Origin of the sequence: Ilumatobacter coccineus YM16-304 (genome assembly GCF_000348785.1) — a bacterium.
GTDB lineage: Bacteria > Actinomycetota > Acidimicrobiia > Acidimicrobiales > Ilumatobacteraceae > Ilumatobacter_A > Ilumatobacter_A coccineus.
Map to the genome: position 1 here is coordinate 4,565,249 of NC_020520.1, position 15,436 is coordinate 4,580,684.

A 15,436-nucleotide genomic window follows, 5' to 3' on the forward strand; every position below is an offset into this window, starting at 1 on the left:
CGTCAGCCGCGGCTGGTCACGCTGCCGACGGCTTGACGACGCACTCGATGAGCGTGCGGAAGGTGTCGAGCGACACCGTCGGCGCGTTGTCGACCTTTGCCAGGTCGTCCCATCGACGCAGATCGACGGCGGTCTCGAACCCGTCGAGCGCTTCGAACTCGGCGACCTCGTCGTCGGTCATCGGCCCGCCCTGCACCTCGAGGCTGCGCTTCGAGGCCTCCGAGAGCCCGTCTCGATAGGTGGGATCGACGGCGCAGAGGTACCGCTTGGCCGGCACGTGGAGCCGGATCGGTTCGGTCACGGCGGGGCCGAACCAGTTGGCGAGAAAGCGAGCGCCGACGTCTTCGTGGTGGAGGTCGCGAGCGAGGAAGTCGCCGTTGCCGTCGTGTTCGTCGACGAGCAGGTGACCGATGTCGTGGAGGAAGGCAGCGACGATCGCGTCGGCCGAGGCGCGGTGGTCCATCGCCTGGCCGCCCGACTGGAGCGCGTGGGCGAGTTGGCTCACGACTTCGTCGTAATGGCTGTCGCCGCGACGCTCGTAGAGGTCGACGATGGCCGCCGCCACGTCGGAGGCGGTGCGCAGGTGCATCCACGGAACGGGAGCGCCACCCGCACCGCGCTCTTGGTTCACGGTGCGCTGTTCGTCCATGTCGTGCTGTTCGGTCATGGCGTCGTGTCCTCTGTCAGGCTGCTCGTCGTTCCGGTGCTCGTCGTCACGGTGCTCGTCGTTGCGGTGCTCGTCGTTCCGGGGCTGGTCGTCGCTCACCGCTCGCCCGAGGAAGTGGCCGATGGTGCTCACGCGCGCTCGGTCGTCGCCCACATGATGGCGCAGCCGGTCGATCTTGTCGGCGTAGTACGCGCTGCGCAGGTCACCGTCGGCCGCCGCGTTGTAGGTGAGGAAGAGCGCCCGCCGCGACGACGTCGAGGTGTTCGGGCCGCTGCGATGGGGTGTGCGGCTGTGGAACCAGAGCACGTCGCCGGCGCGCATCTCGACCGGTTGCCATGTGAGCGCTCGCTCGGCCGACGGGGGCAGGCAGCCGTCGCCGTCGTCGACGATCAGTTCGTGATGACACCCGGCGACGACGTCGAGGCAGCCGTTGTCGATCGTGGCGTCGTCGATCGCCACCATGCAGGTGAGGTGCGTTCCGACGAAGCGGTAGGCGGCGGCGTCCTGGTGCGGGGCGAACCCGGCGCCGCCCGGCAGCTTGTGGTTGATCTTCTCCTTGTAGAGCACGACGGGTTCGCCGAGCAATTGCTCGCCAGCTCGGCTGATCGGTCCGTCGAGGATCAGTGCGCCGAGTTCGGGGTGCACGGTGGCGAAGTGTTCGGTTCGTGCGAGTGCCGGCCCGTGGTCGGTCATCTCGTGGTGCTGGAGGAGTCGCTCGTCGTCGGAGTGGGCGACGTCGTCGGCCCAGGTCGCGAGGCGTTCGCGGACCTCGGGGGTGAGCAGATCGGGCAGGTGGACGTAGCCGTGTCGCCGCCATCGTTCGAGCGTCGCGGCATCGAGGACCCGTTCGACGGTCGAGGTCATGGCATCGATGTTGGTGGGCTGGACCGTCGGTGAACTCACGTGCTCAGCGTCGCGAGACGAGGTGTGGGGAACACGACGGGACGGCGACGCGCGGGTGAAGCCTGCCTGAACACTCGGTGCCACGAGTCCACCGCGCAGAGTGCGCGCTTAGCGTCGGCGTCATGTTGACCTCGACCGAAGCAACCGAGCAGTGGAACCGAAACGGCTGGCTCCTCGTCGACGACGCCGTCGACGAACGCGGCCTCGCCGAACTCCGCGAGGCGATCGACGAACTCACGGCGTGGGCGTCGAACGACGGCCCGGGCCTCCACCACTTCGAGCAGACCGACAGCGGGCCGGCGCTCGCTCGATCGGAGCGATTCGCCGACGTGCACGAGCGCCTCGGCGCGTTCGTGCGCTCCGGCATCGTCACCGACGTGGTCGGCGCGATGTTGGGCGAGCCGGCGGTGCTGTTCAAGGAGAAGGTCAACTACAAGCATCCGGGTGGCGGCGGCTTCGCCCCGCACCAGGACGCTCCGGCCTACCGCTTCGTCGACCACCACGTGTCGGTCATGGTGCCGATCGATCCGGCCACGGTGGCGAGCGGTTGCCTGTGGTTCGCCCCCGGGCACACGCACGGCCAACTCGACACCGACGAGCGTGGGCGTCTCACCGATGCCGCGGTGGCGAGCCTCGACTGGCAGCCGATCGAGGTGCGGCCGGGGCAGTTGCTCGCGTTCGATTCGTACGCGCCGCATCGCAGCGACACGAACACGACCAACCACCCGCGCCGAGCGCTGTACCTCACGTACAACGCGGCGAGTCGCGGCGACTTCCGTGAGGCGTACTACGCCGACAAGGACACCGAGTTCGCTCGCGGCGGCGCTCGTTCGGCGAGCGGCACGGTGCGCGTGAGCATCAGCGACGACTTCCTCGGCCGTCCCGTCGCCTGACCGGATCTGGTTGACTCGTCGTATCAGCGCAGCACGACGACCCGACCCCGGCCACCGCGATTCCGGTCTCGATCCTGATCTCCTTGTCGACGACCATGTCGACGACGACGGTGCAGAGGTCGATCCCGATCGTCTGTCGGTGTGCGCGTACTGGCGCTGCGGCGAACTGTTCGAGCGACGCACGGCGAACCAGCGGTACTGCCGCAAGGCGTGTCGCAGCCGTCAGAACAAGTGGCAGCGCGCGGTCGAGCGGCGTCGGCTTCGATCGGGCGGCTGACCCGACGACGCCGGCGCTACGCCATCAGTAGCCGAGGAACGCGCTGACGTGCTCGATGACCGGAGCGTCGTTCTTCGGTGCGTGGTTGCCGTCGACCCACTCGACCGTGGTCGGGCCGGCAACCGCTGGCACGTGTTCGCCGAACTCGTCGGGCGTGCCGAACGGGTCCTTGCGGCCCGAGACGAAGAGTGTCGGGACGGCGATGTCGGGGAAGTGTTCGACGCGCAGGTTGTCGGGCTTGCCCGGCGGATGCAACGGATACGACAGCAGCACCAGGGCCGCGGCGGGCAGGCCTTCGGCCACGGCGACCGAACACGACCGCCCACCGAAACTGCGACCGCCGTACGCGAGTCGGTCGAGTGACACGCCGAGCTCGGCGGCGAACGCTTCGCTCGCGGCGACGATCTTCTTCACGGCGCTCGGCACGCGGTTGGTGCCGAGCGTGAGCCGGAGCACGGGAAGGTCGGTCAGCGCCTCGTCGATGGCGACGAGGGTGTGGTGATCGCGGTCGGCGCTCGCTCCCGGAGTGAGCACCAGTCCTGCCGGCCGGTTGCGTTTCGTGAATGGCGATGAGGTCACGATCGAAGCATCGCGCACCGAGACCGACTCGTCAGCGCCAGGTGTCGACGAGGTCGCGCACGGCGTCGATGTGTCGACGGATCTCGGCGAGGTCGCCCGATCGACTGATCACCTGAAGGCCTTGCAGACACGTGAGGAGCAAGGTGCTGCGACTCGCGACGAGCTCATCGCTCGATTCGCCATCGGGCTGCACCCGTTCGACGAGAATGGAGAGTGCGGCGCGCAACGCACCACGGGACTGGGACCCGAAGTTCTCGAACCCTGGCGCTGTTCCATGCAGTTCGTTGCTCGCCATGACGAGCAGGCAGCCGTCTCGCCCCGCGCCCTCGACGACATTGTCTTCGAAGAGGTCCAAGAAGTACTGGACGGCCTCGACACCGGTACCCGCCGACTCGATGAACCGCGCGAACGCATCGAGGCGAACGTCGAGGTAGCGACGCAGCACGGTGGCGAACAGTTCTTCCTTGGTACCGAAGGTGCGGTACAGGCTGGGCTTGTGGACGCCCGTTGCCTCGACGATGTCGCTCATCGATGTCGCCGCGTAGCCCTGGCGCCAGAAGAGGGCAGTCACCTGGTCGAGCACGAGCGCTTCGTCGAACGAGCGCGGCCTACCAAGTGTGCTGGTGTCTGCCATATTGACACTGTAAGGGCAACGTCTGTTTTGAACCAATCGGTTGCAATGTCCAGACGAACTCCATACCGTTCGGTATCGAATTGGTGGAAGCGCAATGGGGCGATCCAGGAACGAAGGAGCGCTCACTCATGTCCAACCGAACTCGAACCGTCGTGATCACCGGCGCAGACTCCGGAATCGGCTTCGAGGCCGCGGTCCAGTTCGCGAACACCGGCTTCGGGCGGGTTGTCGTCACCGCCCGCACCGACGCCAAGGCCGAGCAGGCTGTCACCGCGCTCGTCGCGAGGAGCGGTACGACGGTGTTCACCCCGCTCACACTCGATCTCGACGACCGTGCGTCGATCGACGCTGCCGCCGACACGCTCGTCGAGAGCGGCACCACCGACGTGCTCGTCCTCAACGCCGGGGGGCTGCCGCGCCGCAAGCTCGTGCGCTCCAGCGCCGGCATCGAACGGCACGCTGCGGCGCTCACCGGGCATCACCGCTTCACCATGCGTCTCCTCGAAACGGGTGGGCTCTCGCCGTCGGCGCGGATCATGATCGCCGGTTCCGAATCGCTGCGGGGCGATCTCCCGATCGTGAAGCCACTCGACGTCGATCGGCTGGCGAAGAAGTACTACGACGGCAACCTCGAGCGGCTGATCGAAGCGATCATGCGCGTCGAATCCCCCATCCGGTACAACGCCATCGCACAGTTCGCGACCACGAAGCTGTTCGCTGCCTGGTGGGCCGCTGCGCTCTCCCGCCGTCTCCCCGCCGGCATGACGGTCAACGCCATCGCTCCAGGCAGCACGCCCGAAACCAACGGGTTCGACGACACCCCCATGCTGTCTCGCCGAATCGCGACTTCGGTGATGTGGTTGATTCCCCGGTCGACCCAGCCGGTGGCCGCTGCGGCGGGCCGCTACCTCGTGGCAGCGAACTTCGGTTCCGAGATCAACGGCGCGTTCTTCGCGTCCCGCCCGCGTCGGTCGGCAGGGCCGATGGTGCACAACGAGCTGGTCGACGCTACGAATCCGCGAGTGCTGCGTTGCCTGTGGAACGCGACCGAGCGGCTGGCGGGACGACACGACGTCGCCCTGCCGAACCCGGCCCCGGCTCACGCTCCCGAGGGCACGCACATCCCCCGGCCGGTCCGGCCCACCGGACCGATCATCACCGCCGCCTGCTCGCAGTAGTCGAACCCGCTCGGGTTCGGCCCGCCGCTCGGCTCGCAACTCCGCTCGGCGGCGTCAGTCGGCCGACGACACCGGATCTTCTTCAGCCCACGCGTAGTGCATGCGGCCGTGGTCGGCGTTGGCGGCCATGATCCCACCGACGGTGCCGTCGGCCCACGGCGCTCCGGGGATCTTCGACTCGAGTTGCTCGTCCGACAGTTCGGCGAGCAGCGCGATCGTGTCGGCACGCACCTCCTGACCGATGCGCACGAGTTCGATGAACGGTTTGCCGCTGTGCTCGGCCTTCCATTCCTCCGTCCACTCGTGGATCGACGCCATGATCTCGTCCATCGACTGCGGCGAGCCGTCGCCGCGCAGACGGGGTTCCAGGCCGTCTTCGCCCGACACGTGCCGGCGGAACATCGCATTCCAGTTCCGCTCGATGAGCGTGGTGTGCACGAAGTGGTCGGCGAACGACCAGCGGCTGTCGGGGTCGTGCTCGCTGAAGGTGCGCGGTGCCGACAGTTCCGCCTCCGACATGGCACCGAGTCGCTCGATCAACCAGGCGCGGTCGCGGTTGAGTTTGATCTCGATCTCCATCCGATTCATGCGCCGACGGTAGCCATCGCCACCGAGCGGGTCGTCACTCGGTGACGGAATCGCCAGGCAGATGCGGGCCGGAGGTGACAACATGAGCACATGGCCACCGATGCCGATCAGGGCGGTGAGGCTCCGTGCTGGGCGCACCTCGTCGACGATCTCGATCCGCCTGCGTCGGCGCCGCCGATTCGATCGTCGAACACGATCCTGTACTGCGACGCGTGGCTCGACGTGGTGGCCTTCTACCGCGACCGGCTCGGCTTGCGCACGACGATGGAGCGCGACTGGTTCGTCGAGTTCGAACTGCATCCGGGAGCGCGCGTGAGCGTCGCCGACGCGAGCCGGGCGACGGTGGCTGCGGGTACCGGCCAGGGCGTCACGTTGAGTGTGGGTGTCGACGACATCGCGGCCGCTCGCGCGTGGCTCCACTCGACGGGCATCGACGTGCCGGCACCGACGATGCGGTGGGGCGCCCATCAGTTCTTCATCCACGACCCCGCCGGCAACCGCATCGAGTTCTGGTCGCCGCTCCCCGACCCGAGCTGAGCCGACCGGTCGGCGGGTCGGCCACGTCGTGACGCTGGTCAGGTGGTGAGGGGGAGGATCTCGGTGGCGAGCATCTCGAGTTCGGCCGTCCAATCGGCCGGCGGAGCGAGCGGGCGGAGCAGGAACTTCGAGAAGCCGGCGTCGAGCCAGTCGTCGATGCGCGTGCGCAGCGCGTCCATCCCGATCGGGACGAGATCGTCGACCGAGCCGGAGCGGCGGCGCGCAGCGAGTCGCTCGGCGACCGCGTCGGGAAGTGGGCCGGTCGAGTAGTAGAGGTTGACGCCGTAGTGCTCCGGGTCGACCGTGCGGCCGGCAGCGTCGGCCGCTCGCTCGATCTCCACGCGGAGTTCGGCGGCTTCGGCGGGCAGCAGCAGACCGGGCATCCAGCCGTCGCCGAGTTGGCCGCACCGACGGAGCGCTCCGGGCACCTGTCCGGCGAGCCAGATCTCCAACGGCTGCTGCACCGGCGTGGGTGTGACCCGCACGCCCGAGAGCGGGTAGCGATCTCCCGCGTGGTCGATCGTCTCCCCCGACCAGAGCCGGCGGAGCAGCGGAACGACTTCGGCGAGCGCGGCGGAGCGTTCGGAGCGGGCGAGCACCTGGGCGCCGGTATCGGCTTCGTCGGGGAGGCCGAGCACGCCGACGATGAGCAGTCGACCGCCCGACAAACGATCGAGTTGGGCGAGTTGGCGTGCGAGGAGCACCGGGTTCTTGCCGGGGATGACGAGGTGCGAACCGAGCTTGAGGCGGGTGGTGCGCGCCGCGGCGAACGTGAGCGCCACGATCGGGTCGAGGGTGGATTGGAGCCAGACCTCCGGGATCCACACCGAGTCGAACCGCAACCGTTCGAGGTCGTCGATGATCGCTGGGAAGTCGTCGGTGCCCACCTCGGGGCCGATCGTCACGCCGAATCGCACCTTCATGCAGCCACCCTGGCATGCGCGCGACGGCGTTTCGTATGCGGGCGCTTCGGTCCCGCCACTGGGGCGGCGATGGTCGCGGCGGTACTGTCGGCGGGTGGCGCCGGCGAGACGACGAAAGCTGTTGGCGGCACTCGCGGTGATCACCGTCGTCGCAGCGTTCTTCGTCGGCGGCGGGTACTCGTGGGTGCGCGGCGACGGCAACGTCGAGGAGTTGCTCACCGAGACCGGCATCGTCGGCCCGCTCGTGTTCGTGGGGGTCATGTGGCTCACGCAGCCGCTCGGCGTGCCGGGCTTCGTCTACATGGCGCCGGCGGGCATCGTGTGGCCCGCGCCGACGGCCGTCGCCCTGGCGTGGGTCGGCAACATGGGCGCGAGCTACCTCGCGTTCACGTTCGCCAGATGGTTCGCTCGTGACTGGGTGAGCGAGCGCATCCCGGCGCGCATGGGCGTGTTCTACGACCGGCTCGAAACGGGTGGGTTGTGGCCGGTGGTGCTGCTTCGTCTCGTGTTCGGGCAACTCCCGCCTGCCGACTGGATGCTCGGCGTCACCCGGGTGTCGACGCGGACGTTCGTGATCGGCACCGGCATCGGGATCGTTCCGGGCGTGGTGCTGTTCGTCGTCGCCGGTGGTGGGCTGCTCGACGCGCTCGCCGACATGTCGACCGCCACGCGGCGGGCGATCATCGTCGTGCTCGTGGCGTGTGCGATCGGTCGGCGAGTGTGGATTCGACGGCGGCGACGTGCCGCCGCGAGCGGCCCTGCCGCGTAACCGAGGCCGGTTCGGTTCGGGTTCGGAGTGCGGCCGTTGTGCGTCGCCCGACCGGCCGTGGGCGCGAGGGCGATGGCTACTGTCGACACATGATCGAGACGAAGAAGACCTTCTGTCGGGTGTGCCACGCGGCGTGCCCGATGGAGATCGACGTCGAGGACGGTCAGCAGATCGTGGCCGTTCGTGGCGACCGGACCGACCCGTTGTTCGAGGGCTACACGTGCATCAAAGGACGCCAACTCGGCGACCAGTATCACGACCCGGCGCGCCTCCGCGGCCCGCTCCGGCGGCGCCCCGACGGCACGTTCGAGTCGGTTTCGTCGTCGGAGGCGCTCGACGAGATCGCGGCGAAAATCGCGGCGATCGTCAGCGAGCACGGCCCGCGCGCGGTGGCGAGCTACACCGGCACCGGCGCGTATCAGAACAGTGTCGGCGTGCCGATGGCGATGGCCTGGCACAAGGGGTTCGACTCGCCGTCGATCTACACGTCGCTCACGATCGACCAGCCGGCGCACCGTTCGTCGCTGCTGCGGCTCGGCGCATGGGAGGCCGGGTGGCACAACTTCACCGACTCCGACGTGTCGCTGGCCGTCGGGTACAACCCGATGGTGTCGAGCTACGCAGCGGGCGGCGGTTTGCAGGGCACCAACCCGTTCGTCAAGCTGCGCGAGGCCAAGGCTCGCGGGTTGAAGCTCATCGTCATCGATCCGCGTCGCAGCGAGTTGGCGACCCAGGCCGACGTGTGGCTCCAGGTGAAGCCGGGCGAGGATCCGACGCTGCTCGCGGCGATCATCAACGTCGTGCTCGCCCGCGGGCTGCACGATGCCGAGTTCTGCGAGGCCCACGTCGAGCCGGGCCATCTCGACGCGCTGGCCGCGTCGGTGGCTCCGTTCACGCTCGACCACGCGGCAGCGCGTTGCGACGTGTCGGCGGCCGACATCGAGGCCGCCGCGGTGATGTTCGCCGAGGCCGAGCGTGGCAGCGCCGGGTCGGGAACCGGGCCCAACATGGCGCCGCACGGCACGCTCATGGAGTCGCTCGCGCTGACGCTCAACGTGCTGTGCGGTCGGGTCAACCGTGAGGGCGATGTGCTGGAGAGCCCGTACATGCTGTTCCCCGGCGACACGCGCCGGGCCCAGGTGATCGCGCCGAGCGATCCGACGCCGGGCACGCCGCAGCGGGTGCGTGGCTTGCGTGGTCTGCCCGACGAGATGCTCACCAACGCGCTCAACGACGAGATCCTGCTCGAGGGTGAGGGGCAGGTGAAGGCGTTGATCGTGAGCGGCGGCAACCCGGTGCAGGCGTTCCCCGATCAGGCCAAGACGCTCGAAGCGATGGCCGCGCTCGACCTGCTCGTGGTGATCGACCACCGCATGACCGCCACCGCCGAGGTCGCCGACTACGTGATCGCCCCGCGCGGTCAACTCGAACGGGCCGACGTTCCGAACGTGATGGATCGCCGCTTCCCGGCGCCGTACACCAACTACACCGATGCGGTCATCGACTCGGGTGACGACGTGCTCAACGAGTGGGAGGTGTTCGCCGGGATCGCCGCGCGCAACGGCACGCCGATCGACCTGCCGGGTGGGCGACTGCCGCTCGACGGCAGGGTCGGCGACCTGACCGACCACGACATCATCGACCACGTCTTCGCCAAGGCGCGGCTGCCGATGGACGAGTGGCGGGCGCAGCGCGGCGTCATCCATCACGACCGGGCGATCCGCGTGGTTGCCGCCGACCCGGACGCGTCGGCGAAGTTCTCGATCGCGCCCGCCGACGTGGTGGCCGAGCTGGCCGAGGTACGTGCCGAGCACGCCGGCGTCGAGATCCTCCCCGGCTACGACGCCGAGGAGTTCCCGTTCCGGCTGATCGGCCGACGCCTCAAGCATGCGTTGAACTCACTCGGCGGTGAGCTGCCCGGCCTCGCTCGGGTGGCCACCACCAACTACGCCTACGTGCACCCCGACGACATGGCCACGCTCGGCGTTGAAGCCGGCGATCTGCTCGAGATCACGTCGGTGCGGTCGGCGGTGGTCGGCGTCGTCGAGCCCGATCCCGACCTGAAGCGCGGTGTGGTCGCGATGTCGCACTCGTGGGGCGGCGCGTCGTTGACCGACGAGAAGGTGCGCGAGATCGGCACGCCGACCAATCGCCTCGTCGCCAGCGATGCCGGCACCGACCGGGTGACCGGTCTGCCGGTGATGAGTGCCATCCCCGTTCGCCTCCGCAAGACCACCGACGAGGCACTCGTCGGCGCCTGACGCGAGCGTGGTCGGCCGCCACGATTTCGGCGACGGCGACCTGATACACCTGATCGAAGGCAGCGTCGAAGGGGTCGCTGGCCGAGGAGGTTCTCGACATGTCGTATCCGAAGCACGTCAACCACGAGCTCAGTCCGATGGGGTGTCCGGTCGATCTCAGTGACGTCGACCTGTTCGGCGACGGGGCACAGGAGCACTGGTACGAGGCCTACGAGATCCTGCACCGGGAGTCGCCGGTGTTGCGGATCGAGGGTGGCGGGATCACGCCCGGCACCGACGCGTTCGTGCTCACGAAGCATGCCGACGTGTCGATGGTGATCCGCGATCCCGAGCGGTTCCTGAGCCTGACCACGCAGCGCGTCGGTCAGTTCGTCGCGGAGGGCCTGTCGCCCGAGGAGACGTACGCGAAGATCAACAACTTGATGACCGCGTCGATGGTGTCGTTGCGGCCGACGCAGGAGCTGTACATCCGGCATCGCAAGGAGCTCACCGATCCGTGGGTCGGCCCGGGAGCGCTGCGCCACCGCGACATGATCGCGAAGCACGCCAACGACCTGCTCGACGAGTGGATCGACAACGACCCGCCGTCGGTCGAGTTCATCACCCGATTCGCCCGGCCACTCCCCCAGCGGGTGATGGCGAGCATCCTCGGCTTCCCGCACACCGACATTCCGCAGCTCGCCGAGTGGGGCGATGCGATCGTGACACCGTTCGTGCACGGCACCGGCCTCAAGCACGAGCTCACGCCGGAGCAGGCGACCGAGATGATCGCCCGGCTCGACGGGTTCCAGGAGTACGTGTACGACCACGTCACGGCGAAGCGTGCCGACCCGCAAGACGACATGGTCAGCTTCCTGTGCGACGTGCACTACGAAGCGCTCGACCGCAAGCTGACCGACCTCGAGATCGCCGGGATCGTCTACGCGATGATCATCGGCGGGTTGGAGACGACGCAGTACGCGCTCGAAGAGCAGGCGCAACTGCTGTGCGAGCATCCGGGCACGTTCGAGAGCCTGCGCACCGACCGCGGGAAGTTGCGCGGGTTCGTCGAGGAGGCGATGCGGATGCGCTCGCCGACGCACGGCCTGTCGACGCGCATCACCTCGCGTGACGAGGTGTTCCAGGGTGTCGAGGTCCCGGCCGGGTCGTTGCTGCACCTGCGGTTCGGGGCGGCCAACGTCGATGCCGACGAGTTCGAGTGCCCGTTCGATCTCGACGTCGAGCGGTCGGGGGTGACCCGTCACGTCACGTTCTCGGCGGGGCCGCGTGTGTGCCCGGGGGCCAACCTGTCGCGCATCGAGCAGCAGATCGCGTGGGGTGTGCTGCTCGATCGGCTCGACACGATCGAGTACGGAGACGACAACGACTGGTTGCATCAGCCGGGCATCATGCTCGGCACCCTCAAGCTCGATCTTCGGTTCCAGAAATCGGCTGATCCGCTGTCGCTCGGCACCGGACGCTGACCGGTCGCGCAACCTGCTGAACGACGACGGGAAACAGCTTCCGAGTGCCTTCGGGCACGTGCCGAATTCGGGTCGAGCACGTTGAAACGGAACGCGGCGGGGTGGGGTAGCTTCACGCCATGACCGCGGTCGATCGGCACAACGTGCAGGTGTTCGGGCGTCCCGACGGACAACCCATCATGTTCTCTCACGGTTTCGGCTGTGACCAGCAGATGTGGCGTCACGTCGCGCCGGCCTTCGCCGACGATCACCGCGTCATCCTGTTCGACCACGTCGGCTGTGGCGGGTCCGACACGTCGGCGTACAACCCGCTGCTCTACAGCACGCTCAACAGGTACGCGAGCGACGTGGTCGAGATCGTCGAAGAACTCGATCTGTCCGACGTGATCTTCGTCGGCCATTCGGTGAGTTCGATGATCGGTGTGCTCGCGCACCTCGCGGCGCCCGACCGCTTCGCCGCGCTCGCGCTCGTCAGCCCGTCGCCGCGCTACATCGACGACGGCGGCTACGTGGGCGGGTTCAGCGAGAGCGACATCACCGAGTTGTTCTTCTCGCTCGACAGCAACTACCTCGGCTGGTCGCAGTCGATCACCCCGGTGATCATGGGCGAGCAAGACGACCCTGCGCTGACCAACGAGCTGACCGCGAGCTTCTGCCGTCTCGACCCGACGATCGCTCTGCAGTTCGCCCGCGTGACGTTCCTGTCCGACAATCGTGACGACCTGCCGAAGGTGACGGTGCCGACCCTCGTCGTGCAGTGCGCTTTCGACGCGATCGCGCCGCCCGTCGTCGGTACGTACGTGAGCGAGCAGATCGCCGGCAGTGAACTGTGCGTCCTCGACGTGGCCGGCCACTGCCCAAACATGTCGGCGCCCCACGAGACGACCGAGGCGCTCAAGGCATTCCTCTCTGGGCTCCCGAGACCGTGAGCGGCACCGATTCTCCCAGTGACGGCGAGGCGGCCGCCGATCACCTCGCGACGTCGACGCACGACGATCTGACCCGCGTGCTCGACAGCGGTCCGGTCGGATTCGTCATCACCGACAAGTCAGGAGTGATCGAGTGGGTCAACACCACCCTGCTCGACTGGCTGGGGCGGTCGCGAGACGAACTCGTCGGCAAGCGCACGTTCCAAGAGCTGCTCTCGGCGGGCGGTCGCATCTACTACGACACGCACGTTCGGCCGATGGTGCACATGCGGCATCTCGCAAAGGAGATCGCGCTCGAGTTGGTGTGCGCCGACGATCGCCGGCTGTCGGTGTTGATCAACGCGTCGCTGCGGATCGACGACGAGACGGGTGTCGAGACGATCGAGACGTTCGTCGTCGATGCGACCCAGCGGCGTGAGTACGAGCGCGAGTTGTTGCGCGGGCGCGAGCTGGCGGAGCGTTCCGAAGCTCGCCTCCAGGTGATGTACGACGTGGCGTCGGGTCTGGCCGAGGCCATGACGGTCGACGAGGTCATCTCGGTGGTGACGGCGCGGGCCACGCGATCGATCAACGAGGCTCGGTGCGCGATCTGGCTGATCGACGCGGCGCGCGGCACCGCGGCGCGCGGTGGGACGATCCCCGACGACGAGGGTGGGCCGCCCGACGAACTCGACTTTCCCGATGGTGGTCCGGCGCTCGATCAGCTCGCAGCTGGCGGCGTCGTGGTGATCGGCGATCTCGAGTCGGGTGCGGTCGACTATCCGCTGATCTCGCAGTGGATGAGCGAGGCGGGCATGAAGTCGGCGGCGATCGCTCCGTTGCTCGCCAACGGCCGGTTGACCGGCGCGATGACGTTCGGGTACGGCCATGCGCACGACTTCGACGAGGCCGAGATCAGGGCGGCGATGGCGCTCGCCAATCAGGCCGAGCAGGGGTTGGAGCGGGCGCGTGTGCTCGAAGCGGAGCGGCGCAGCAAGCGGCATCTCGAGAGCCTGCTGGAGTTCACGAAGCTGCTGTCGGCGGCGCTGACCCTCGACGAGGTGATCGCGACGATCGTCGATCGCGGGCAGGAACTCCTCGGGGCGACGGGGTCGCGACTCGCGCTGCTCGACGCGACGGGGCACACCGTGCGGTTCGTGCGGAGTGGTGCCGCTGGCTCCAACGGCCACCCCGATCTCGAACTGTCGCTCGATCGCCGGTCGATCGGCTGCGAGGCGATCAGGATCAACTTCCCGGTGTCGGTCGAGTCGCGTGACGAGCTCGCGCATCTGTATCCCGACAGCCCGATCCTCGATCATCCGAACGTTGGGCGTGTGGTGGCGATGCCGTTGCGGCGTGGCGACGAGGTGCTCGGCGCGTGGGTGCTCGCCGACAGCGATTCGGGTCCGGGTGGTGCTGTCGATCTGACAGTGTTCGGGTTGTTCGCCGAGCAGGCCGGTCAGGCGACGCAGCGCGCGGCGCTGCACGAGACCGAGGCGCTCGCTCGTGCGCAGGCCGATGTTCGCAACGAGGTGTCGGCGGCGCTCAACGGGGCGACGACGATCGCCGACGTGGGTCGTTCGATCACGTTGCAGGGTCGCGCCGCGTTCAACGCGACGGCGATCGCCTTCTTCGTGCTCGATCCCGACGACCCGTCGGTGTTGCATCTCGAAACGCACAGCGGCCTCGAGGAGTCGACGGTCGCCGCGGCGCAGACGATCGCGATCGACGGGCAGTTGGTGCAGTTGCTCGATCGCAAGCCGTCGCCGCGGTTCGTCGACGGCCCGTCGAAGTTCGACGACCTGCTCGACGCGACGCTCGGCACACGGCGGCGAGGCGCGGCGGCGGTGCTGCCGTTGCGCGTGGCCGAGCATCCCCTCGGGTTGATCCTGATGAGTTTCGCTCGGCCCGACGCGCTGTCGGCGAGCATCCGTTCGGCCCTGTCGGGTCTGGCAGCCGAAACCAACGTCGCGCTCGTTCGGGCCCGCGAGCACGACTCCGATCACGACGTGGCGACCACGCTGCAGCGCAGTCTGCTCCCGAGCATCGGCGACGTCGACGAGCAGTGGTTGGTCACGACGTCGCACGAGCCGTGGAGCGAACTGCTCGAGGTGGGTGGCGACCTGTTCGACGTGACGTCGTTCGACGACGGACGGCTGATGCTGGTGGTGGGCGACGTGGTCGGCCACGGCCTCGCGGCTGCTGCGGCGATGGGGTTGTTGCGGAGTGCCGCGAAGATGCAGGCGCTGGTCGCGTCGAGTCCGGCCGAGGTGATCCACGGGTTGCACGAGTTCGCTCGGGTGACGCCGGGGGTGCGGTTCTCGACGGTGTGTTGCGTGGAGGTGCTGGCCGATGGCGCTGCCCGCTATTCGTGTGCCGGGCACCCGTATCCGGTGTTGCGCCGGCCCGATGGCTCGACCGAACTGCTCGACGGCGGCCGGTCGCCGTTGCTCGGTGTGGTCGAGACCGAGACGACCGACGCCACGTTCCACATGGAGCCGGGGACGTCGATCGTGGTCTACACCGACGGTCTGATCGAGCGGCGCGGCCTGGTGGTCGACGAAGGGCTCGAACGGCTGCGTGAGTTGGTGAGTGAGGCCGATGGTGCGACGGGCGGGCTCGACGCTCCGAGCCTCGTCGACGCGATGTTCGACGGCAACGACCGCGAGGACGACGTGGTGGTCGTGTGCCTGACCCGCCGGGCCTCCGAGCCGGCCGGATAGTCGACTTTTCTAGGTCGGGTTGTCAGGCTGGCCTGGTCGGCCGGGCGTGCGTTCGTCCGGCGGGCCGGTTGTCGTCTGGCGTGTCGGTGGGCCTGTTCTAGGGTTCGCGCATGGCAGCGGCGCGCAGGTTTCG

The 15,436-nt window shown here is 68.3% G+C and carries 14 protein-coding genes; 9 read left to right on the top strand and 5 right to left on the bottom strand.

Annotated features, from left to right (window positions below):
• Nucleotides 1–16 precede the first annotated feature (16 nt).
• Entirely contained in the window at nucleotides 17–1,570 is a 1,554-nt protein-coding gene (locus YM304_RS25455; RefSeq protein ID WP_197536909.1) for a phytanoyl-CoA dioxygenase family protein, read from the bottom strand.
• Between the two features lie 122 nt (nucleotides 1,571–1,692).
• Between YM304_RS25455 and YM304_RS20300 the strand changes: the two genes are divergently transcribed.
• Both YM304_RS20300 and YM304_RS20305 read left to right on the top strand, forming a co-directional pair.
• Nucleotides 1,693–2,463 (top strand): phytanoyl-CoA dioxygenase family protein, encoded by a 771-nt coding sequence (locus YM304_RS20300; RefSeq protein ID WP_015443610.1) that lies wholly within the window; start codon nucleotides 1,693–1,695, stop codon nucleotides 2,461–2,463.
• Between the two features lie 10 nt (nucleotides 2,464–2,473).
• On the top strand, nucleotides 2,474–2,740 hold the full coding sequence (locus tag YM304_RS20305) for a hypothetical protein (protein WP_015443611.1): 267 nt from the start codon (nucleotides 2,474–2,476) through the stop codon (nucleotides 2,738–2,740).
• 24 nt (nucleotides 2,741–2,764) lie between these two features.
• Here YM304_RS20305 and YM304_RS20310 read toward each other — a convergent pair whose 3' ends face one another.
• Together YM304_RS20310 and YM304_RS20315 are read right to left on the bottom strand one after the other, a co-directional pair.
• Entirely contained in the window at nucleotides 2,765–3,319 is a 555-nt protein-coding gene (locus YM304_RS20310; RefSeq protein WP_041300955.1) for an alpha/beta hydrolase family protein, read from the bottom strand.
• A 31-nt stretch (nucleotides 3,320–3,350) separates the two neighbouring features.
• Nucleotides 3,351–3,953 (bottom strand): TetR/AcrR family transcriptional regulator, encoded by a 603-nt coding sequence (locus YM304_RS20315; protein WP_015443613.1) that lies wholly within the window; start codon nucleotides 3,951–3,953, stop codon nucleotides 3,351–3,353.
• A 128-nt stretch (nucleotides 3,954–4,081) separates the two neighbouring features.
• Between YM304_RS20315 and YM304_RS20320 the strand changes: the two genes are divergently transcribed.
• Complete coding sequence (locus tag YM304_RS20320; protein ID WP_015443614.1) at nucleotides 4,082–5,131, top strand: SDR family NAD(P)-dependent oxidoreductase; 1,050 nt, start codon at nucleotides 4,082–4,084, stop codon at nucleotides 5,129–5,131.
• A gap of 54 nt (nucleotides 5,132–5,185) precedes the next feature.
• Here YM304_RS20320 and YM304_RS20325 read toward each other — a convergent pair whose 3' ends face one another.
• A complete protein-coding gene (locus YM304_RS20325) occupies nucleotides 5,186–5,719 on the bottom strand; it encodes a DinB family protein (RefSeq protein WP_154723572.1) in 534 nt (177 codons plus the stop codon).
• A gap of 90 nt (nucleotides 5,720–5,809) precedes the next feature.
• Between YM304_RS20325 and YM304_RS20330 the strand changes: the two genes are divergently transcribed.
• A complete protein-coding gene (locus tag YM304_RS20330; RefSeq protein ID WP_015443616.1) occupies nucleotides 5,810–6,256 on the top strand; it encodes a VOC family protein in 447 nt (148 codons plus the stop codon).
• 38 nt (nucleotides 6,257–6,294) lie between these two features.
• On the opposite strand, the gene YM304_RS20335 is transcribed toward YM304_RS20330, so the two are convergent.
• Nucleotides 6,295–7,179: an LLM class flavin-dependent oxidoreductase gene (locus tag YM304_RS20335; protein ID WP_015443617.1), complete on the bottom strand. Its 885-nt coding sequence runs from the start codon at nucleotides 7,177–7,179 to the stop codon at nucleotides 6,295–6,297.
• A 94-nt stretch (nucleotides 7,180–7,273) separates the two neighbouring features.
• On the opposite strand from YM304_RS20335, the gene YM304_RS20340 reads away from it, so the two are divergent.
• The 5 genes from YM304_RS20340 (at nucleotide 7,274) to YM304_RS20360 (ending at nucleotide 15,303) form a co-directional block, all read left to right on the top strand.
• Complete coding sequence (locus YM304_RS20340; protein WP_015443618.1) at nucleotides 7,274–7,948, top strand: TVP38/TMEM64 family protein; 675 nt, start codon at nucleotides 7,274–7,276, stop codon at nucleotides 7,946–7,948.
• Nucleotides 7,900–10,209: a molybdopterin-containing oxidoreductase family protein gene (locus YM304_RS20345; protein WP_231897613.1), complete on the top strand. Its 2,310-nt coding sequence runs from the start codon at nucleotides 7,900–7,902 to the stop codon at nucleotides 10,207–10,209. Before YM304_RS20340 ends, YM304_RS20345 begins: the two co-directional genes overlap by 49 nt.
• Before the next feature lie 98 nt (nucleotides 10,210–10,307).
• Complete coding sequence (locus YM304_RS20350) at nucleotides 10,308–11,672, top strand: cytochrome P450 (RefSeq protein ID WP_015443620.1); 1,365 nt, start codon at nucleotides 10,308–10,310, stop codon at nucleotides 11,670–11,672.
• Between the two features lie 119 nt (nucleotides 11,673–11,791).
• Nucleotides 11,792–12,601, top strand: coding sequence for an alpha/beta fold hydrolase (locus YM304_RS20355; protein WP_015443621.1), 810 nt, complete (start codon nucleotides 11,792–11,794; stop codon nucleotides 12,599–12,601).
• On the top strand, nucleotides 12,598–15,303 hold the full coding sequence (locus tag YM304_RS20360; protein WP_015443622.1) for a GAF domain-containing SpoIIE family protein phosphatase: 2,706 nt from the start codon (nucleotides 12,598–12,600) through the stop codon (nucleotides 15,301–15,303). Before YM304_RS20355 ends, YM304_RS20360 begins: the two co-directional genes overlap by 4 nt.
• Nucleotides 15,304–15,436: the final 133 nt, after the last annotated feature.